Origin of the sequence: Paenibacillus sp. FSL H7-0943, from assembly GCF_037963265.1 — a bacterium.
Lineage (GTDB): Bacteria > Bacillota > Bacilli > Paenibacillales > Paenibacillaceae > Paenibacillus_AQ > Paenibacillus_AQ odorifer.
This window is the reverse complement of the sequence record NZ_CP150148.1, coordinates 286,667-308,655: the sequence shown is the minus strand read 5'-3', so window position 1 is coordinate 308,655 and position 21,989 is coordinate 286,667. Positions and strand designations below refer to the sequence as shown.

The following is a 21,989-nucleotide window of genomic DNA, read 5'->3' as shown; positions in this document are numbered from 1 at the left end:
TGATCCAACTTGCAGTACGATTATTATATGTTCAGACCTTCCGTTCAATACAAGCCATTAGCTTCTAATCATCTTCACGCCAGCTTTTAAACAGAGTTTTCTTACGATCTATCAAAATTTAACGATTTAAAGATGAAGCCAGCAGAAGTGATATAATGAAAGACAACTAAAGACCATTTTCGTTACAGGAGACCAATTGTATGCAACCAACCTATCCTATGGATGATACGCAGTGGAGTAAGCTCATCCAAAATGTCGCCTATTATTTCGATGATCTTACCCTCAAGCGGGGGTTCCAATATTATAAACAAAATCGAGTGCAGCCGTTTACTATGACGGAGCCTCGTAAGATTAACGCTCTAGTTGAAGGTAGAGAGGATTACCGCGTCAACATTGATCTCGACGGCTTCACCAATTGTCATTGTAATTGTCCAGTATCAGGTCATTGCAAGCATATGGCTGCCGTGCTGTTGAATTATGCCGAACAACAAAATAGATCTGTACAGGTTTTGGCTAACGCTAAAGCTGCATCCTTTTTGCCTAAAATATCAAGTACAGCAACAAGTACTTCTATTGGAGCCGATGCAACTCGTCAGCAGCAAATGAAAGAGATGGCCAACCGCATCGCTAGCGGAAAAATAATGGAGTGGCGGGAGTATTTTGAATTCTGTATCTCCCCTCTAGCCCATACTACCCGAAATCCTGAATATGTGAGTCGGGCCTTGTCTGCAATTAATAAATTCAAACCAAAAATGCTTCCGGAAACGGAGAAGCTGTTCACTCTGCATGCTCATCTTTATCTGTTGGAAAAGCTCGCTAAGCCTTCCACGCAATCCGTCGGTCAGGCCGCTTACGCCCCTTCTCTTGGTTATTACACACAGGTAGCAGTCTCAGAGCTACAGGAAGTAATCACAGGTCTTTTAAAAAAGACACTTCCGCTGTCCCCCGAGCAAGAGCAGGATCTATGGCCATACGTCATCGATACTTTATCTTATCTGCGGCGCGAGATGTTGACGGAGTCGCGGGATCGCTCACGGGATCAACCCTCTTTTTCTCTTAGCTATGATCTGCTGTGGAGAAATTGGATTTATCCGAATACAGGTGGAACTAAGCTTTACCTGAATGAAATCGAACAGCTGCAGCAAGCAGAAGATGAATTAGGCGCTTCCCTGTCACAACATGCTTGGCTGTTAGCTCAGAGCCGCATGTATTACTATCTGATGGATGACCAGAAGGCTTGGGACTTACTGAATAAGGCTGCCGAGCGCCCGGGTCTCCATCCCGATGAGCTCATGAGCTTCACCTCTCCGCTGCTGGATGCAGGGGACTGGTCCCGGTTGGTGGGTTGGCTTGTTCAGATCGGTCCACTGCTGAGCAGCAGACTCTATAATCTCAATAGCTATTCAACCAGTTGGGAAGAAGCTGTTCGCCACCTGCCTGAAGCTGAGCCACAAATGTGGGATACACTAGCCACCATGTTACCTATCTCTGGCGAAGTCTATGAAGAGAAGCTAATCACCTATGAGAAATGGCAGACCTGGATGGATTATCAGCTGTCCATCGGTAAACAGCCCTCCGAATTTCGTGTCAAAGACCTCCAACCGGTGGAAAAGAATGCACCTGAGGTTCTGCTGCCCTTTTACCATCAGGCCGCCGAAAGATTCGTGCTGGATAAGAACAGACATAGCTACAAAGCGGCTGTGAAATTATTGAAACGATTATCCAAGCTGTATAAAAAGCTGAAACAAGAAGAACGCTGGGAAGAGTTCCTCACTGCCTTCGCCATTAGGCATAGCAGGCTCCGTGCGCTGCAAGAGGAGCTTCGGAAAGGAAAGCTAATACCATGAACATGCATTTACGCACGCTAACCATCCGGCTTGCATTAAGCCAGTATGGCGATGCTTTAATATTTGGAATGAATGAGCGCGAAGATCTCGTGCCGGGCTTGCAGCTTAAGCAGCGGCTTTTCGCCTGGCATGAGGCGTCTTTTTATGGTACGGAGTTAACCGTGCAGCCAGCTGGCGAAGGCGTGGAGCTAGTGATTCTTCCTGCTGAGCAGGTCATCCCCTTCTTTGCCGAGCAGAAGCTTTTGGCGCATATCGAATGGAGCTGGGAGGGCGATGCCGCCCACCTCACAGAACTGGCGCCACTTCTGGCTATATGTCTGGAGCACAAACAGTATATTCCCGACATCTCCGCCTACCGCGCCGGGAGGCTGCAATGGACTTGGGACGAGGGGGCTCTTGCGCAGGTGGCAGTGGACAGTGACACTGCTAAGGGAGCCCTTGAGGCGCTAAATGGCGGCAGCGAATTTAGCCGTGGATTACGTGCGGCGTTCTCTGCCGCCGTATCGCAGCGCTATTACAGCACGGAGGCCGAGGCCGGCGACCTCCGCAGCGAATTCCCGCTTCTCTTCGATAGAAGCGGAGCACTTGCAGCGGGCATGGATACCGCTGCGTGGCTTATCGCCATTGGCTGGAAGGCGGACACCGCGCCTTTCCGGCCCGCTCTACAGCTGCTGGAGCCCGATGAGGATGAATCCTATTGGCGGCTGCAGCTGATCCTTCAGGACAAGCGCGATGAATCCGCGCTTGTTCCCATCAGGCTCGCCGATAACGGCGAGCCGTACGGCTTGTGGCCGACCGCGTGGTCGGCTCACGTGCATGAACGGGCCGCGGGATGGCTGGAGCGCCTCCGCGGCAGTCTGCCGCCCGAGCGCTTCGCGGCGGGCGGCGATGTGCTGGCCGAACCGCTCAGCGATGCCATCGCCTGGCGGTTCTTGACGGCCGAGAGCCAGCGGCTGCTGGAAGCAGGCTGGCAAGTGCTGCTGCCGGCGTGGTGGGAAGCCGCCAGCCGGAAAAAGCCGCGCCTGCGAGCGAAGATCAGCTCCGGCGAAGACAAACGCAGCGGCGGCGAGTCGCTGTTCGGTCTCGATTCGATCATCGATTTCGATTGGCGAATCTCCATCGGCGACGCGGATCTCACTGAAGCCGAATTTGCCGAGCTGGTCGCAAGAGGGGAACGGCTCGTCCGCTTCAAGGGCAAATGGGTCTCACTCGATCCGGCTCTGCTGGCGCAAATCCAAAGAGCCATGGCGGGAATGGACAAGTCGCAAGGCTTGTCCTTCCAAGACGTGCTTCAGCTCCACTTGCTAGGAGCTGGTGAAGAGGCAGACGCTGAAGCTACGGAAGAGCAGCTGCAAGAAGATGCCGCGCGTCTGCGTCTGGAGGTAGAGCTGAACGAGCATTTGATCAGCCTTATCGGTCAGCTGGGCCAGCGCTCAGAATGGCCTAAGCCGCCCGTACCCGCAGGCCTTAAAGCGGAGCTGCGCACCTATCAGCATGAAGGATTCGCCTGGCTGACCTTTCTGCGCCGCTTTGGGCTGGGGGCCTGTCTAGCCGATGATATGGGACTAGGCAAAACAGTACAGCTCATCGCCTATCTGCTACACATCCAAGAGAACACGGATGCAAGCTCAGCCCGGCGGCAGACCGACCCACCAGGCTGGCCTTCATTGATCATCTGCCCGACCTCTGTGTTAGGCAATTGGCAAAAGGAGCTGCAACGCTTCGCGCCTTCGTTGAATGTTATGCTTCATTACGGAAGCCGCCGTCTGGACGCGGGATTCTTCTATGGCGCAGCTTCGCAAGCCGATGTGGTACTGACCTCTTATGCAACTGCTGCGCTTGACCAAGAGCTGCTGAAGGAATTCACTTGGGCGACTATCTGCCTGGATGAAGCTCAAAATATCAAAAATGCCCAAACCAAACAATCCGCAGCTGTACGTAGTTTTCCAGCTCTACACCGGGTCGCCTTAACAGGGACGCCGATAGAGAACAGATTATCCGAGCTGTGGTCCATTTATGATTTTATAACCCCAGGTTATCTGGGCAGCGCCAAGTCTTTTAATGACCGATTCACGAATGCTATTGAGAAGGAACGCGACGCGAAACGTACAGCGGACCTACAAAATCTAGTGAAACCTTTCATGCTGCGCCGCAAGAAAAAAGACCCTAATATACAGCTCGATCTACCTGATAAAAATGAAATGAAAACCTATGTTCATCTGACAGCCGAACAAGCGGCGCTTTACGATCAAACCGTAAACGGACTGTTGGAACGGATGAAGAAGCTGGAAGGCATTGAGCGCAAAGGGGCAATTCTCGGGGCTCTGACCGGGCTTAAGCAGCTATGCGATCACCCGATGCTTGTGACAAAAGAAGCTATCCCTGAGCTTGATACGGACAATAAACTGGATACCAGCTTTCTTATTAACCGTTCCTCCAAACTCGAAAGACTGCTGGACATGGTTAAGGAGCTGCGCGCGGAAGACGAGCGCTGCCTGATTTTCACTCAATATGTGGGTATGGGAAAAATGCTTCAGGCGGTTCTCCAGCAGGAGCTGGGCGAACCCGTCCTTTATTTGAACGGAAGCACCTCCAAACAGGCGCGCGACCGCATGATCGAGCGGTTTCAGACACCAGCCCCTTCGGCAGAAGATGGGTCTACACGCCCAGACACACCGCCGTCTGATCAGCCGAATGTATTCATCCTTTCACTCAAGGCTGGGGGAGTTGGCCTGAACTTAACTGCAGCCAATCACGTATTCCACTTCGACCGCTGGTGGAATCCAGCGGTGGAGAATCAAGCAACTGACCGCGCTTACCGCATGGGCCAGACTCGTGATGTGCAGGTGCATAAATTCATCGCCCTGGGCACACTCGAAGAACGGATTGATGAGATGCTGGAGAATAAACAGCAGCTCAGCGATAATGTGATCTCCAGCTCGGAAGGCTGGATTACCGAGCTGTCCACAGAGGCTCTGAAAGATCTCTTCACCTTGCGTCGTGACTTAAATGACTAGCAAAAAGGAACATTCGCGTAAATGCGAATGTTCCTTTTTCACAAGAATAATTACCATTGCTCGGACATTTTAAAGGTAACTGCGAGATCGTCCCCGCCCGAGAGGGAGTTTACCACCAATGTGACAGGTTCATCATGGAACTCGTATGAGAGTCGCTCATTAAGTAAATTGACCGCCAGATTCGCATACGCCCCAGAAATCCCTGATCCTGTACCTTGCATAATAACTTTTCCACCCGTGACCGTAGTGCAGGTATAGTTCACTAGCAGCGCCGTGTCCGTGACAGGAATATTTGTAGTCGGTGTAGGATAATTCTCGAAGGCCCCATCAAGGGTCCCGCCTGCAACGACCATATATCGCACAGGTCTTTTGGACATAACATCTAAAGCTGCCGGTCGAATCTCAGCCGCAAGACCTTGTGGAATAGCAAAGCCAGGACGCCTCATGAAGCTGATTGCTGCAAAGTCAGTCGATGTAACGGTCACGTTATCACGTATTTCCGAAGTTATTCGGCTCACTTGAAACACTTCAAGATCAACGGCCGTCCATACACCGTCCGCATCAACAAGGAAAACCTGAATCTTCATCTGCTCCTGTGAATATACAAAATTAAATTGGAATAAATCCTCTACCATGACATAGGTCTTGCTTAAGGTCTCCTGATATTGCAGCTCAAATAACTCTTCAACAAAAATGGCCTGGGGACTGACACTATTGGATAAGCCCGTAATATAACAAAACGCGCCAGCCGATCCATTGTTGACAACTTTGATCACTACTTGATCTATTGGCCGAGTACCGTCGACTGGTAAATTAATAATGGTGTTTGTGGACAGAACAGGCAATGTCATCACACCTCCTATATATCAATTCATATATGATATGTAAACATTGTTTAGAATTATTGGGTGTAATTAAAATACAAGAGATGTTCCAGAGCATAAATAGAGATTTGCCACTAAATAACGAATGTGGTAAACTCGACTTAACTTTTTATGAACGGAGGGTTACGTGTGATAGACTTTATCCGAGTTAGAACTTTGCGCGGCTAATTGAATAGCGCTAAAGCTCTGCCCATGTGCAGAGGACTCAGGATTGGTCTACCCATTTTTAAAGGTAACCCGATAATTTAACAACAGCGTGTAGGGAGGATTCTCTTCACCTCCATTCCTTTAAGAATTGAACATCCATAGAAGCCGATTAGCCAACTGCTGCTCGCAAGGGATCAAAGTGCCTCTTCCCTGCGACTGGACTGTTGTTTAATTCATTCTACCTATGGAAGGCCCTAACTCTGACGTCCTCTAACGAACCGTAAGCACAGGCAGATTGCCTGTGTTTTTTTGCGTTTATTATTTACTATTGGAGGATGAATAAATATATGGAACAAATACGAGAAAAAGCAATTATAGTCGGTGTCCAGCTTCAGAACGAAACGAATTTCGCCTATTCGATGGAAGAGCTGAGCAATCTGGCAGTTGCCTGTGACCTTGAAGTCGTAGGAGAGCTTAGTCAAAAGGCAAGTCGAATTAACCCCTCCCATTATATCGGGACAGGTAAAATCGAGGAATTATCGGCACTTTTAGAAGCACACGATGCTCCTATTGTTATTTTTAACGACGAACTGTCACCTTCACAGATCCGCAATTTGGAGTCCGCACTGGATCGTCAGGTCATTGACCGGACCATTCTGATCTTGAATATTTTTGCGGAAAGAGCGAAGACCAAGGAAGCCCAGCTGCAAGTTGAAGTAGCCAAGCTGCAATATATGCTGCCGCGCCTCACAGGTCTTCGTGAGTCGCTGGGCAGACAAGGTGGCGGAGCTGGACTTAAAAACAGAGGTGCTGGTGAAACCAAGCTAGAGCTGGACCGCAGAAGAATTGAAGAGCGGATTACTGCTTTACAGGTTGAACTGCAACAACAAGTAGCAAGACGTCAAATCCAGCGGAAACAACGGCATAAAAATGAAGTTCCCGTCGTCTGCCTGGTAGGCTATACGAACACCGGAAAATCCAGCTTAATGAATGTCATGGTAGAGACTTACCATCCGGGTTCCCATAAACAAGTATTCGCCAAGGATATGCTGTTCGCTACACTAGAGACATCGGTTCGCAGCATTGAGCTGCCTGATCACAAAACCTTTTTATTAACAGATACTGTCGGATTCGTCAGCCAGCTTCCCCATCATCTGGTCAAAGCGTTCCGCTCCACTCTTGAAGAGGTTACCGAAGCGGACTTATTGATTCACGTAGTCGATATTTCCGATCCGCAGCATCAACAGCATATGGCGGTTACAGATGAGACGCTCAAAGCACTCGGCGCTGACCAGATTCCAACGATCTATGCCTATAATAAAGCTGATCTGACTGATTTGCCTTACCCGCAAATTGAAGGTGACAATGTCTACCTTTCCGCCAAGAAAAATAGCGGAATGGCTGAACTTACCGCTCTGATCCGCAGCCATGTTTTTACGGACTATGTCCAGTGTGAGATTCTGGTTCCATTTGATCGGGGTAATGTAGTCTCTTATTTCAATGAACACGCCCATGTTCAATCTACTAGCTATGAAGAAACAGGCACACGCCTTGAGCTGGAATGCAGAAAATCTGATTTTGAGAAATTCCGCAACGATTTTATTGAGCTATAACAAATTAGAAACGACGTGGTAATCCTTAATTAAAAAAGAGGGATAGAGTTTTCAGAGTTATCTGAAGCTCTATCCCTTTCTTTTGTGAATAAAAAATGAACAATACAAAAGAGCCCTCTCTTTGCATTGCTCAGTAAGTATAAAATAGGCAGACGCTAGATCTTATAAATATAGTTTCTAGACCCTATTCTTGAACATACAGTGTATCGGAAGCTTCTATTGTTGGCTGCCGGTAAAACCGTTCCTGCAGATAACCGCTGTAAGTAATTAAAGTCTGGATGCACCGATTCATCCGTTAAATAGGCCGAGATATCACTCCCATATACTCTTTCCTGATTCAGAGAGTCTATGATAATCTCTCCAGTAGTAATCCCTATGCCATGGCCGTAGAACAGATCATTTTCGAGTTTAATTGCATTCTCGCCCTGCCATTCTGGCTTGCTCGGAGCATGATCGGGATTCTTGAAATATACAACGTCTCCACGCTGCGTTAGTTCCTTGTTGTAGTTTGTGATTAAGCGTAAATTCTCGTCATAATTCCAGTCCCATAAGAACAAGTCCTTGAAATACTTATTAAACGCTTCTTCACCTATAGCTTCAATCGTCGCCCGATACATAACAATGACCATGGCTGTCGCGCATTCAAAGGCATATAAATGACCATTCCGAAAAATATCTTTAATCCCCACTGTGGGTTCTACGCCAGCGTTCAGCTGAAGCCCACCAATCTCTGTACGTGTCCAAAACTGCGGATTGCAGCGGGAATCATCAAATGTTGCAAAATCCACTCCACTTTCATTTAAAGCTTCAGCCGATTCCACGATGCTTTCTCTCATTTTGCGCTCAAAGTCAAGGGCATCGGGTGAACGAACTTCCTTCACCATGCTTAGTCCCTCCAATGTTATAGGTTCTAAATATAGGTTATTGTACGTGTTCGTCACCGGGTTGGTGCTTAATTCTCATGATTCCCTGGCATCCACGAACCACTGGTTAAGCTGCCGTGTCTCTTCCGTCAAAATATCCAGGAAAATAGAAGTGCGATAACCCGTATCCTTCAAGCTTTTGCCCGTAATCTCTGCAATTCGGTTTAATCTATAAAGCAATGTATTAGTGTGTATATGTAAAAAAGCCGCGGATTCCTTTAAATTGCCGCTTAATGATAAATAGACAGCGATGGTTTTGAGAAAATCACTTTTATGCTCGCGATCATGTTCTTTTAGCGGATATAGCAACGGGCTTTTACGAATTCGACTGCGCTTTTGCTCCATAATAGCCGGTATATATGCCCAAAATCCAATTTCCTCGTACAATAGCAGCTCCCGCCCATGAAAAGGCAGCAGCTTTTTGATCTCCACAATGGACACCGCTTCCCAATAGGCAATAGCCGCGGACATATATTCAGTGTAATCGAGACTACAGCCAGCAGCCAGTGTGCAGCCTTCACTCTTATACATATCCTCCATTGTTTTATGCAGGAATGAAGATAATCCACCCGCCCCCTCGATCACAAAGCTGAAGGAAAACAAAATAATCAGCCGATTATGCTCAGCCGTCAGAAATAGTAATTGCAGTCCGGAATAAGATGCCATAACCTGCCGAAACCGGAGTATTAAATGATCATCGATTACCTTGTCACTTTCAAACACGCTAATATAATATTTTTCCGGCAAAAGAATGGACCAAAATTCCGCATCCTTTTTAATATTTGCTTCGTTGTCGTAGTGGGAGGTAATCAGCTTCCAGAAAAAGTCCTCATGCGTTTTGTCCTGCTTCGTTTTCCAGCCTCGCTGCTTAAGTAAATAACGGCCTACGATACCTGCCGCCTTCTCAACGATATTTTCGGCATGCCCTTCTACCAGGTTGCCTGTATCTACTACCCAAATGTACCCGAGAATTTCCTTCTGATGTTTGATACAAATGGCCAGCCGGGGACCAAGTCCCACCTCCAGCACTGCAGGAATTCGAATGGGATGTGCCGCGCTCTCCAGCTGCTGCATAATCCCTTTTTTGCGCAAGCCAATAATCACAGTGTTAGGTACACGCTTCCCGATAATCGTTGAAATCCGCGCGGAGTCACTCTCAAATTCATGCGAGCTGTAGCCAATCACATGATGATTGCTGTCCTCAATGGTAACTTGAGACTGGAGCGATTCACTTATCGCATCTGCCAATGATTCCATACTGTCGAAGAAACGATCAAATAATGGATCCTTATCTGTCACTAGCTTCACTCCCACCTGAAGAATAACCAAATCCTGTACTCTAGAGTGATTTCATTATAGTATGCATCCCCCTAGCTGACTATAAGATAAATAGCTGGTTTAGGTGAGGGGCGAGATCGGCTTGTTGAGGAAGGTGTTTGGGACGGGGATGTTTGGCGGGGGTTTTGTTGAGAGTTTTGTCGGGGTATTTGGGAAGGTTTAATAGTTGTTGGTGATTACCAAATGTTATAAGTGGTTTTTAGGGAATAACCCCCGGAAATTCTGTGTTTTAATCATCACATGATCATAATTAGGGAAATTCTCCCTAATATTCTGCACTTTAAGCATCACACGATCATAATTGGGGATATACTCCCTGATTTTCTTCTGTTTTGCGTATAAACAGGCGTATTCCTCGTTTTTTAGGGAGGAATTCCCTAATAACAGCATTTTTAAGCTATTTTCGCGTTTTTTTAGGGAGAATTTCCCTAAAACATCTCTCATCAAAGCTTTCACCCTATCCATCCAACTTCACTACGTAATCTATCCACCATAGCACCGCACGAGCAAACATCTACTGCATCTAATTACACTGAAACGCAATCTATTTACTTTAACGCCGTACTGACCAACTTCCACCCGGTCTCCACCGCAAGAAACGCCAAACAGCAAGCTCCCCGCAGAGAGCTTGCTGTTTGGCTCATTCCATTATGGAACGTGTCTATTTTAGATCAATGTGAATGTCTGCTCCATGGCTTGCTCAACCGAATAAGGTGTCTCACCCAACGCTTCGGCAACAGCTTGGCAGGTGATTCTGCCATTGGCTACATTCACGCCGCTTCTTAAGCCGTCATTATCCTGAATCGCCTTGATCACACCTTTATTGGCAATTTGCAGGGCATATGGAACTGTAACATTTGTTAAGGCAATAGTTGAGGTCTTAGGAACAGCGCCTGGCATATTAGCCACGGAATAATGCAGCACGCCGTGTTTCACAAACACGGGATTATCATGTGTCGTCACTCTGTCGATGGTTTCTACAATACCACCTTGGTCAATGGCCACGTCAACGATCACTGATCCCGGCTTCATGGTCTTGACCATTTCTTCAGTAACCAGCTTCGGTGCTTTAGCACCCGGAATTAACACGGCACCTACCAGCAGATCCGCTTCAGCCACTGCTTTGGCAATATTATAAGGGTTAGAGATCAACGTATTAATCTGTGCTCCAAAAATATCATCTAATTGACGTAGTCTCTCCGCACTGAGGTCAACTATCGTAACATCTGCGCCTAAACCAATAGCCATCTTAGCTGCATTAGTACCTACTACACCACCGCCAATGATACTCACTTTACCTCGGCTAACGCCAGGAACTCCGGAAAGAAGAATACCTTGTCCGCCGTAGTTCTTTTGCAGGAACTGCGCGCCCAATTGGACGGACATCCGGCCAGCTACTTCGCTCATCGGTGTTAACAGCGGCAAGGTGCGTCCATGAACAACCGTCTCATATCCGATCGCAAAGACGCCTTTGTCTTTTAGCGCAGCAGCCAAGGCAGGCTCTGGAGCAAGATGAAGATACGTAAATAGAATAAGGCCTGGACGGAAATAGGGGTACTCAGTTGCTAATGGTTCTTTTACCTTCATCACCATTTCAGCAGAGCTCCAGATCTTTGCTACATCCTCAATCAATTGTGCTCCGGCAGAGACATACTCTTCGTTAGGAAATCCGCTGCCCACACCGGCTCCAGCTTCTACGAGCACTTGATGACCTTCAGTAATTAAACTAACTACACCCGCAGGGGTTATGGCAACACGATTTTCATTGTTTTTAATTTCTTTAGGTACTCCGATAATCATCATTCATCTCTCCCATCTAATGTAGATCCCTTATGTAAAGAATGATAACATATGATTAGCATTCCCATTTTGTTAAAAAATTAAAATATTATCTACCATGATTGTGTTTTTACACAAAGGATCAGACTTAACTGCCCATTAATCTTTAACCACTTTGGTACTCAACACAACCATCTTTATTATCTCATAAAAAAAGACACCCTATAGAGTGCCTTTTTGACGATTTTGTATGAAATTAAAGCGACTACCTTATCGCATGATGTTATATTAAGTGACATTACCTATCTTGATAATAACAACATCACTGTTTCTAACACTACATTTACCCCTTTTTCGCAGTCTTCATAAGAGGTTAGTTCCTCTTCACAATGGCTTTTACCCTTCACGCTAGGCACGAACACCATTGCGGATGGCAGAAAGCTGGCTACGAATTGTGCGTCATGCCCTGCACCACTTGCGATCTTTCGACTGGAATAACCCAAGGTTTGAGCCGCTTGCTCCACCAAATCACACACATTCTGATCAAACCACACCGTATCTCGGCCCCAAAGCTTAGTCTTGCTTACTTCACAATCCAGCAGTTGCTCTGGCAAACCGTTGATAATGGCTTCCACTTCACGCACAATCTCCATCTCTTTATGTCTGGCTTCAATGGTGAAAATCACTTTATTGGGAATGACGGTATGGATATTAGGAAGCACATTCATTCTGCCCATCGTATACACAAGCTCGGAATCGAGCGCCCCCAGCTTGCTCCGCAGCTCAATAATCAGATCTGTGGCAGCAAACAAAGCATCTTTGCGCATCGCCATAGGGGTTGTGCCCGCATGATCGGATTCTCCCGTCACCTCAATCTCGTAACAGGCCATACCAACTACACAGTCAACCAGCCCAATCGTCAGCTCCTCTTTTTCAAGAACAGGCCCTTGCTCGATATGAAGCTCCAAATAAGCGGTGGCTTCGGTGATACGATTGCTCATTTCTCCCTTATATCCACTCTTCTCCAGCGCTTCACCAAAGGTGATGCCTGCTGGATCTTTTTTGTTCAACATAACACTTTTATCAAACTTTCCGGACAACACACCAGAGGCCATCATCGATGGCTCAAAACGTGCCCCCTCTTCATTCGTAAAATTCATAATCGTCACCGGAAAATTTGGCTTAATCCCGTAATCTACAAGCGTCCGCACCACCTCTAGACCCGCGATAACCCCTAGGACGCCATCGAATCTGCCCCCTTTTTTCACAGTATCCATATGCGAGCCAATCACAATCGGAGGCCCGGAAGTTTCGCCTGCCAGTGTGGCATACATCGTCCCCATATCATCCATCTTCACAGACATTCCGAGCTCTTCACAACAGGCACGAAAATAATCCCGAACTTTAAGATCCTCTTCCGTCAGCGATAATCGGGTCACGCCATTTTTATCTGTACGCCCATAATCGGCAAATGCCTCGATTGTATTCTTCAGTCTCTCACCGTTCACGAATATTTTTTGCAGCTGCATCCCAGATCCCTCCGCTTCGAGCATTTTGTTGGCTTTCTATCTATGTTAAACCAAACCATAATATTTTCATTTTACATATTGTAATAACTATTATTCACATGATGCTACAACGAGTGGAGCCAGCAATAAGTAAACTAAAGTAGTATATACAATCTTTTCATACGAGGGGTAAGCTTAAGATAGCTTATCATCCAGTTTTCCACAGGAAAGGAGCGAGCCCATGAATCTAAGCCTTGTGATCCCGGTATACAATATAGAGCAGTATATAACCCCTATGTTTAATTCACTGCTTGACCAAAGCGATCCGCATTTCGAAGTCATCATCGTAGATGATGGTTCTACGGATAACACTTACAACGTTATAGAAAAGATTCTTTCGCGTAATCCCGCCCTTTTCTGTAAAGTCATTCGAACGGAGAATCATGGAGTAAGCGCGGCTAGAAATAGGGGATTAGCTGAAGCCACAGGTAGCTATGTTCTTTTTGTAGATGGAGATGATTATGTCTCCGCAGACTTGGTCTCAACCCTTCAGTCATATACTCAAGATGAACAACCCGAGATTATTTGCTGGGGTTATAATCATGTCTCCGAAGGCAGAGAAACTCTATTGAGCTGTACCTCTGATTTCAGCGACGTGACGGGAAGTGAAGCACTGGCGCGGATTTTCGTGAACAAAAGCTTGCGAATATGGACAGGGAGTATCGCTTATAAGCGAGAATTCTTACTTCTCCACGGGCTAGGTTATACAGAACGCTGTGTGAATGGAGAGGATCAAGAGTTCATCTACAAAGCCTTGTCCAGAGCAGCCAGAGTCATCTCAATCCCGGATATACTATCCTTTTATTTACAGAGAAACTCCTCCATCTCCAACAGCTATAACGTGAATAAATTCGATGTAGTGGATGCTTTCAAAAGGGTGGATGAATATTTCAAAACCTATCCCTTTGCTGAACTAGATACGATCTCACCTTTGTTAATGAACCGGGAGCTGATCGAGAACTACTTTTTCAACCTCAAAACCTGTCTAAATGGTACGGAAGGGGTAAGCATTCAGGAATTACTTCGTGACATCAACCATACCTATCCCAAGCTCAATCAAGAAATGGATGAACTCATAAGACGTTATAGAGGAGATAATCGCAGATTAACCCTTTATATCAGAACATTTTTAATCTCCCCGCTTCTATATCACAGATTCATCTCTGTGGAGAGAGGCTTATCCCGGTTCAAGCGCAACCTACTTAAAGGGAACGGAACCCGAAAGGAATCTAGAATATGAAAAAGATGCTTATATACGCCTATACCGAATTTAATCTGGGCGATGATCTATTCATTAAGGTGCTGTGCGAAAGATATCCGGATACCAAATTCAGAATTTGCGCACCGCGCCTCTATAAACAATGTTTCAAAGAGCTCCCTAACCTCAAAGTGTATCCTTCCGATTCCCTTCTTCTAAGAGGCATTGGCTATATTTGCAGGAAGCTAAAGATACATAATGTGGCTCACAAATATCTGGCAGATCACTCAGATGGCGTCGTTCATATCGGCGGCTCAATTTTCATGGAAGCAGACCACTGGGCAGAGCATTTCAAGAATGCAGAAGTCATTCGTAATCAAAATAAGCCTTACTATCTGTTAGGATCTAATTTTGGCCCTTTTACAAATCAAGAATACTATGATGAGCACGAGCGGATTTTCAAGGATTATACAGATATATGTTTCAGAGAACAGTACTCTTATGATTTATTTAAGGATCTGGATAATGTCCGCTTAGCCCCAGATATTATTTTTCAGCTAGACCCGCCAGATATTCCAAACGAACCGGAGGATTACATCGTCTTATCCGTTATTAAACCTTCTGCGAAAGGTCTGAACGGTTTTGACAACCTCTATTATGAAAAAATGAAAGAACTCGCAATTTATTTCATTGAAAAAGGTTACGCGGTTCATTTCATGTCATTTTGCGAACACGAAGGCGATCAACTGGCAATTGAAGAGATTCAGCGCCTTATCGGTCCCTCCTACAACGATGCTATTCAAGTGCATTTATATAAAACGAACATGGAAGAAGTGTTGTCCGTGTTAGCTAATGCCAGTTCTATTGTGGCTTCAAGATTCCATGCAATGATTCTGGGCTGGGTATTTAATAAACCGGTATTCCCCGTAGCCTACAGCAAAAAAATGATCAATGTAATGGAGGATGTTGGGTTCACAGGTCTGTATGCCGATTTCAACACGCTGGAACAGTTCCAGCCTGCACAGATTTTTGAAAGTATGATCACCTGCTCTATGGATGTCACACTGCAAGCAAAACAAGCCGAAAGACATTTCGAGCATCTAGATACGTATTTACCGCTTTACGAAAGGGGGATTCGTTATGAAAGCCAAGCGGAGCATTCTTAACTTATCCTTTGGACTGGGAAGTCAACTCATCACGATTATCCTCGGTTTTTTTATACCCAGACTGATAATGGTCAACTATGGCTCTGAGGCCAATGGGTTGATCGCTTCGATTGTGCAGATTATTAGTTATTTGGCGCTGCTGGAAGCAGGTGTTGGGGCGGCCTCGATCCAAGCACTTTACAAGCCGGTAGCTTCGGATAATAAAAATAATATCAACTCTATTCTGGCTGCCACCTCCAGCTATTATAAAAAAACAGGTATTTACTATTTCTTCGCTGTACTGCTACTCGCCATCGTGTACCCGCTAGTGATCTCGTCTGAGATCGATAAATTATCGATTATGGTCATTATTTTGCTTACGGGGATGGGCGGAGCAATCAATTATTATTTTCAGGGGAAATTCAAGGTCCTGCTCGCTGCGGAGGGAAAAAGCTATGTAGAGACTTCTATTGTCACTGTGGCTAATATTATGAACAGCCTGATCCGGATTCTGTTATTACTGCAAGGTGTGGACATTATTGCGGTTCAAGCTTCCTATTTTATCTTAACTTTACTTCAAATCATCGCTTTCTATATTTATATGAATAAGAATTACAAGTGGATCAACCTGAATCTCAAACCAGACTATGAAGCCATTGGTCAAAAGAATTCCGTATTAGTCCATGAAATCTCCTACTTGGTGTTTAGAAATACGGACGTACTTATATTAACCATCTTTACGAATCTAAAAATCGTCAGTATCTATGTTATGTACAATATGATTTTTACGATCGTGGATAATATCGTCCAGACCATAAACGGAAGTGTGAAGGCTGCCCTCGGGCAAAGCTACCATGAGAGTAAAGAAGCATTTATTAAATTTTATGATGCTTACGAAGTGTATTTTATGGGGCTTATCTTCTCGATTCTAACGGTGGCTTACATTTTGATTTTACCCTTTATGAAATTGTATACCGCTGGGGTAAACGACGTGAATTACATTGATATGTGGCTGCCGGTCTTGTTCGTAGTCATCAAATTATTAACCAATGCCAGAACGTCTTCCAATAATGTGATTACCATCGCTGGACATTTCAAAAAAACACAAAACCGTTCCATTCTGGAATCCGCCATTAATCTGGTGGCTTCTGTTGTCTTCGTAATCTTCATGGGAATTTACGGTGTACTGATGGGAACGATAGTTGCCCTCCTATACCGCTCCATAGATATTGTGATTTATGCCAGCAAACATTTGCTGGACCGCAGTCCATGGGTCACTTTTAGAAGATGGCTTACGAATGCAGTAGTTTTTGTAGGCATTATTCTCATCACAACTGCCATCGACATCCCGATCCATTCCTATCTGGGGCTTATGATCTGGGGTGTACTTCTAGGACTAGTGATCTTGCCTGTATATTTTGTAATCGGCTCTTTAATGGAACGGGAAGTCTTCCTCTATACATGGGAACATCTCAAAAAGTATCGATACAAACTCAAAAATAAAATTAACGCTCAGCCTGAGGTAAGTGGTTTATCCAAATAACACAACAGGAGGACTGGAAATGGATCATAGCGAGGTTTTGCAGCAAGCCTGTTACGTCTTTCTAAACGACCTAAATGACGAAATAAACCATTCACCCGCCATCCAAATAGAGGATACAGAACTATTGCAAAGATGCCGCCAGATCATAGATCAAGAACAAAATGTACAAATCAAACCTTATCTGGAAACCTTATCTGAGGTTATTCATGCCTTTCTGACGGGGAGGGCTTCAGAGGATACTTTGAAATTCTATCTGTCTGAACAATTCAACATTGTTGCCAGTGATATCGCAGGTTTAATTCAGGGGTTGGTTAAAATGGAAAGCCGCATTTCGGATACGGAAATTTCCTACCCAACAGTCCAATCCTTATCCGATTCTCCCAAGATCAGTGTCATTATCACCACCTATAATAGAAAAGAATTCCTATATCAAGCGATCCAAAGTATCTTAATGCAGGACTATCCCAATAAAGAGATTACAGTGATTGATGATTGTTCTACAGATGGCACGAAAGAGTTAATGCAGCAACACTTTGGGGCGGAGCCACGGGTCATTTACATGCGCAATGCTACCAATAGCGGACCTGGAAATAATCGTCGAAAAGCTTTTGCTGCACATGGTGATGGGGAATATGTTCTTTTTCTCGATGATGATGATTATCTGATCGACATGAATTATTTCAGTAAAGCTGTCCGCTTCCATCTCCTTCATCCCGAAATATCATTTGTAGCTGCGAATGTGTTTCTGGAGTATTCCAAAGCCAAACAACTAAAAATCTCCAATCTGCAGCTTAGCAGCATTATTAAGAAACGCGATTATTTCATGAATTTCGAGAAAAAAGGATATCCAAAACCCGCCTCTACTTTAACTACTGTCTTTAAACGAGAGGCCTTAATGGCTATGGATATCCTAGATATGAATATGGTCAACGATGCTTCCATCTATTTGCGTTCCCTGCTGGTAGGTGATGCGGGCTTCATTGATGTGATTGCGGGCGTGTACCGAATACACGGGAACAATATCACCTTTAATCTGAGCCAGGGATTCTTAATTGAGAATCTGGAAGAAAAAAAACTCATTAAGAATATGGCCGTGCAGAAATATGGATATAACGCACAGGAAATGACGGAATGGTTCAACCATAATGCTTACGATACGATCTCATACTATTTATTAAATTCTGCAAAAGACGCTACAGACTTTAAATTCATGTACCATTGGGCGCTTAACCATTGCCCGCTGATCTACAATCAATTGAAAAATGAGTTTCGCATGAAGCTTATTAAAAAACAATTATTACGAATCTCCTTACTCCGTACGCTACTCGGCAGATGATTCGCTCATTAGCTTATCGAGCAGCAGAAAAAACTCTCTAAGCTTTTCTTTTGGGATGTCGGCATACTTGTCTCCAATGCTGATCTCACAATAAGAAGTATGTTCCCCGGTAGCTCTTATTCCCGCGCTTAAACCGATTCCTGTCGCCTCATACACCGCTGACAGAATCGGTTCAAGTTGTTCCTTAGACATTTGAAAATGCATGTGAAACATATTGGAGACAGGTTGAGCGGGCAGAGTGGTTACGTCGTGACATTGATTAACCCAAGCAGCAAGCTCCTTCGCGCCTTCATAATACTGCTGCATCTTGCCCTCTCTTTGCCGGAAATAATAATCAGAAGAAATGATGTACGGATATAAGCTGATTAAGTCTCCACCATGCCGCCGTTTCCATATCTTTGATTGCTTCGTAAAATCTTCACTGCCTGCAAGAATTGCCCCGGCGATTCCTCCAATTCCTTTATAAAAGGATATATACACACTATCAAAGAGTGCAGAGATTTCAGCTGCTGACTTCCCGTAATACGGGAGGATCTCAAATAATCTTGCCCCATCCAAATGCAATTTAATGCCGCGTGCACGGCAATGAGCAGAAATAGCTTCAAGCTCCGTGTACTCTGGCAGCTGACCACCAATCTCGCGCTGGGGTAATTCCAGCAACAGACAGGCGATATCCTCCTTTAGGTTCGCCACATCCTCCAAAGTGATTAATCGGTTCTTGTCCGCAAGCAAGATAGGCTCAATATGATGTAATTCCTTCAGGCCATCCTGCTCATGGATCTCCAAGTGACATAAGGGATGATAGGCTACTTTTTTCACCTCTTTTTCATCGCACCAAATTCTTAAAGCGATTTGCTGCGCCATCGTTCCGCTCGGAAAGAAAACCGCGGTTTCTTTGCCCAGGATATTCGCCATTTTCGTCTGGAAATCTTCAATCACTTCGCCCGTTCCATAAATATCAGATGCCGTACTGTTCTCTACGGCTGCCAAGGCTTCCTTCAACACTTGCACATCTCTATTCCCATTCCCTGCGATTCGATAGGCCGTTTCATTAAAAGCCTCTTGTACGGTTTTTTTTCCGTTCATTCGTTGGATAACCCCTTCCGGATTTGCCTTGTCCCTAATATAGACGAATTTCCAAAAATCCCATCTTAATTTTACCCGATCTAAGGTGAAAAAACATGAGCGCTGTGCTACAATATTGGAATTGCAACGGCAATCTTAGGGAGGGTTATTGAATCACATGCTCATTATTGGTATCGCCGGCGGCACCGGCTCGGGAAAAACAACCGTAGCCCGCTCCGTCATTGACCGTCTTGGAACGGGAAAGGTAACTTTCATATCTCAAGATAACTACTATAAGGATCACTCACATCTCAGCTTTGCTGAACGTGAATCCATTAATTACGATCATCCTTTCGCTTTCGATAACGAGCTGCTCATTGAGCATCTTAAATCTCTGCGCGAAGAACAGACCGCATTCGCTCCCGTGTATGACTTTACAGTCCATGCCCGCTCCACTACAGAGACGGTAGAACTGAAGCCAAACAATATTGTAATCATCGAGGGACTCCACGTCCTTTCTGACGAGAATCTCCGTGAAATGCTCGACATCAAGGTATTCGTGGATGCCGATCCTGATGTACGCATTCTCCGCCGGGTCCTTAGAGATATTGAAGAACGTGGACGGAGCATCCAGTCGATCCATCATCAATATTTGAGTACAGTTAAACCCATGCATGAAGCTTTTATCGAACCATCCAAAAAATACGCTGACCTGATCATCCCTGAAGGTGGCCATAATGAGGTTGGTATTCAGTTGTTGTCCATCCTAACGGAGAAGCATCTATATAACGATTGGACGTCTTAAAGTCTTAATTAAGCGCTTCTAGCTAGCTGCAGAGAATCTCTCTGCGGCTTTTTTGATATGCGTTGACCCATCCATGGTTCAGAATAATCCCACCTCATTCTGGTAATAGCTATATTTACAGCACCAGCGGAAGAGGGATAACAACTATGGGATTTCTGAACAGAACAATAACAAAAGTTTTTAAGAACCCTTCATTAGGGCACCCTAACCCCACTAAAGAATTACCCAAGGAACCTATTAAAGAAAAACTTCAAGATAATATTCAATATATAAAAACAACACTCGGCAATAGTACAGATCTCGTGATTAGAGAATTCTTTATTGGTTCCAAACACCAGATCAAAGCAGCTATTTTCTATACAGATGGATTGGCGGATAGTAAAGCTATTCAGGATTTCATTCTGGAATCACTAATCTTAGAACTTCCAGATCCAAGTCTTGATACACAAACAGCCAACTATCAATTATTAAAAGATCACATGCTCACTGTAGGGGATATTAAAGATGCGACGGAGTTCAATTCTTTATTCACCTCTCTATTATCCGGAGATGTGATCCTCTTACTTAATGGATATACCAAAGGGTTCACCATAGGCATGCGTGACTGGAAAGACCGTGGCGTAACGGAAAGTGCCACTGAAACGGTGATTCGTGGACCTAAGGAAGCCTTCACAGAAAGCTTACGTACGAATACCGCATTAATCCGGCGGAAAATAAAAGACCCCAATCTTTGGTTAGAAACACAGCAAATTGGACGTGTAACACAGACAGACGTAGCCCTCATGTATATCAATGGCATTGTTAGTGATGAGATTCTGCAAGAAGTACACTCACGTTTAGATCGGATCGACATTGACGGTATCCTGGAAAGTGGCTATATCGAAGAATTAATCGAGGATGAAACCTATACCCCATTTCCAACCATCCATCATACGGAACGCCCTGACGTTATAGCAGCTGCTCTTATGGAAGGAAAAGTAGCCATATTAGTAGATGGGACTCCTATAGTAATGACGGTGCCTACCTTATTTGTTTCCTTCATGCAGACGGCGGAAGATTATTATCAACGTGCCGATGTTAGCACCTTAGTACGAATGCTTCGATACTTCAGTATTTTCATTTCACTACTTGCCCCATCTTTGTATGTAGCTATTACTACCTTTCATCAGGAGATGCTGCCCACAACCCTGCTGATCAGTCTAGCCGCACAACGGGAGGGCGTGCCGCTTCCAGCATTTATTGAAGCACTCTTAATGGAGCTTGCCTTTGAGATTATACGAGAAGCGAGTGTACGAATGCCTCAAACCATAGCCCAATCTGTATCCATTGTAGGCACCCTAGTGATTGGGACTGCGGCAGTTGATGCCGGCATTGTTTCTGCTGCCATGCTTATTGTCGTCGCTATTACTGCTATCTCCAGCTTTGTGCTGCCATCCTTCGATCTTGCCCTGACCATCAGAATGCTCCGTTTCCCAATGATGTTCCTTGCTGCATCCTTTGGATTGTTTGGGATCATTATCGGCGTTATTGCGATAGTTCTTCACATGTGCAGCTTACGTTCCTTTGGAATTCCTTATTTGAGCCCGTTTACTCCCTATAATCTCGCCGATCAAAAGGACACCTTTTTCCGAATGCCGCATTGGGCTATGTTTACCCGCCCTAGACTTATCAATAAAAAAAATATCGTTCGGGAAAAGAGTACACCACCGGAGAAACCGGGAGATCTCACGGAGGAATAGCCCCTGAAACCTTGACCTATGAAGTGATAAATTGGAGTGAAG

General features: G+C 45.2%; 16 protein-coding genes. 9 read left to right on the top strand and 7 right to left on the bottom strand.

The window, feature by feature from the left end; translation table 11 throughout:
- The first annotated feature begins 200 nt into the window (after positions 1-200).
- Together NSQ55_RS01395 and NSQ55_RS01390 are read left to right on the top strand one after the other, a co-directional pair.
- Positions 201-1,847: an SWIM zinc finger family protein gene (locus tag NSQ55_RS01395; RefSeq protein ID WP_339170806.1), complete on the top strand. Its 1,647-nt coding sequence runs from the start codon at positions 201-203 to the stop codon at positions 1,845-1,847.
- On the top strand, positions 1,844-4,864 hold the full coding sequence (locus tag NSQ55_RS01390; protein ID WP_339170805.1) for a DEAD/DEAH box helicase: 3,021 nt from the start codon (positions 1,844-1,846) through the stop codon (positions 4,862-4,864). The genes NSQ55_RS01395 and NSQ55_RS01390 overlap by 4 nt, the downstream gene beginning before the upstream one ends.
- 50 nt (positions 4,865-4,914) lie before the next feature.
- Here NSQ55_RS01390 and NSQ55_RS01385 read toward each other — a convergent pair whose 3' ends face one another.
- Positions 4,915-5,715 (bottom strand): hypothetical protein, encoded by an 801-nt coding sequence (locus tag NSQ55_RS01385; RefSeq protein WP_076126993.1) that lies wholly within the window; start codon positions 5,713-5,715, stop codon positions 4,915-4,917.
- 527 nt (positions 5,716-6,242) lie between these two features.
- Between NSQ55_RS01385 and hflX the strand changes: the two genes are divergently transcribed.
- Positions 6,243-7,508 (top strand): GTPase HflX, encoded by a 1,266-nt coding sequence (hflX, locus tag NSQ55_RS01380; protein ID WP_076186202.1) that lies wholly within the window; start codon positions 6,243-6,245, stop codon positions 7,506-7,508.
- A gap of 155 nt (positions 7,509-7,663) precedes the next feature.
- Here the strand turns inward: hflX and NSQ55_RS01375 are convergent, their stop codons facing one another.
- From NSQ55_RS01375 to NSQ55_RS01355, 5 genes are all read right to left on the bottom strand, one after another.
- Entirely contained in the window at positions 7,664-8,392 is a 729-nt protein-coding gene (locus NSQ55_RS01375; RefSeq protein ID WP_076186204.1) for a protein-glutamine gamma-glutamyltransferase, read from the bottom strand.
- A gap of 75 nt (positions 8,393-8,467) precedes the next feature.
- Positions 8,468-9,730 carry a helix-turn-helix domain-containing protein gene (locus NSQ55_RS01370; RefSeq protein WP_076186206.1) on the bottom strand — a complete coding sequence of 421 codons (1,263 nt, stop codon included), beginning with the start codon at positions 9,728-9,730 and terminating at the stop codon, positions 8,468-8,470.
- 225 nt (positions 9,731-9,955) lie between these two features.
- Entirely contained in the window at positions 9,956-10,225 is a 270-nt protein-coding gene (locus tag NSQ55_RS01365; RefSeq protein ID WP_280753361.1) for a hypothetical protein, read from the bottom strand.
- Between the two features lie 210 nt (positions 10,226-10,435).
- Entirely contained in the window at positions 10,436-11,569 is a 1,134-nt protein-coding gene (ald, locus tag NSQ55_RS01360) for an alanine dehydrogenase (RefSeq protein ID WP_339174367.1), read from the bottom strand.
- Positions 11,570-11,850: 281 nt separating this feature from the next.
- A complete protein-coding gene (locus NSQ55_RS01355; protein ID WP_339170803.1) occupies positions 11,851-13,077 on the bottom strand; it encodes a Zn-dependent hydrolase in 1,227 nt (408 codons plus the stop codon).
- A 220-nt stretch (positions 13,078-13,297) separates the two neighbouring features.
- Here NSQ55_RS01355 and NSQ55_RS01350 point away from each other — a divergent pair, with 220 nt between their 5' ends.
- Genes NSQ55_RS01350 through NSQ55_RS01335 form a run of 4 tightly spaced genes read left to right on the top strand, consistent with a single transcriptional unit; the run spans position 13,298 to position 18,338 of the window.
- Positions 13,298-14,356, top strand: coding sequence for a glycosyltransferase family A protein (locus NSQ55_RS01350; RefSeq protein WP_339170802.1), 1,059 nt, complete (start codon positions 13,298-13,300; stop codon positions 14,354-14,356).
- Positions 14,353-15,480, top strand: coding sequence for a polysaccharide pyruvyl transferase family protein (locus tag NSQ55_RS01345; protein ID WP_076186212.1), 1,128 nt, complete (start codon positions 14,353-14,355; stop codon positions 15,478-15,480). Before NSQ55_RS01350 ends, NSQ55_RS01345 begins: the two co-directional genes overlap by 4 nt.
- Positions 15,455-17,002, top strand: a complete 1,548-nt coding sequence (locus NSQ55_RS01340) for a sugar isomerase (RefSeq protein ID WP_076126979.1) — start codon at positions 15,455-15,457, stop codon at positions 17,000-17,002. The genes NSQ55_RS01345 and NSQ55_RS01340 overlap by 26 nt, the downstream gene beginning before the upstream one ends.
- A gap of 19 nt (positions 17,003-17,021) precedes the next feature.
- Positions 17,022-18,338: a glycosyltransferase family A protein gene (locus tag NSQ55_RS01335; protein WP_339170800.1), complete on the top strand. Its 1,317-nt coding sequence runs from the start codon at positions 17,022-17,024 to the stop codon at positions 18,336-18,338.
- Here NSQ55_RS01335 and NSQ55_RS01330 read toward each other — a convergent pair.
- On the bottom strand, positions 18,324-19,424 hold the full coding sequence (locus NSQ55_RS01330) for a beta-eliminating lyase-related protein (RefSeq protein WP_339170799.1): 1,101 nt from the start codon (positions 19,422-19,424) through the stop codon (positions 18,324-18,326). The two genes, NSQ55_RS01335 and NSQ55_RS01330, sit on opposite strands and share 15 nt — an antisense overlap.
- 157 nt (positions 19,425-19,581) lie before the next feature.
- Between NSQ55_RS01330 and udk the strand changes: the two genes are divergently transcribed.
- Positions 19,582-20,208: a uridine kinase gene (gene udk, locus NSQ55_RS01325; RefSeq protein ID WP_036687251.1), complete on the top strand. Its 627-nt coding sequence runs from the start codon at positions 19,582-19,584 to the stop codon at positions 20,206-20,208.
- 146 nt (positions 20,209-20,354) lie between these two features.
- On the top strand, positions 20,355-21,947 hold the full coding sequence (locus NSQ55_RS01320; protein WP_339170797.1) for a spore germination protein: 1,593 nt from the start codon (positions 20,355-20,357) through the stop codon (positions 21,945-21,947).
- Positions 21,948-21,989: the final 42 nt, after the last annotated feature.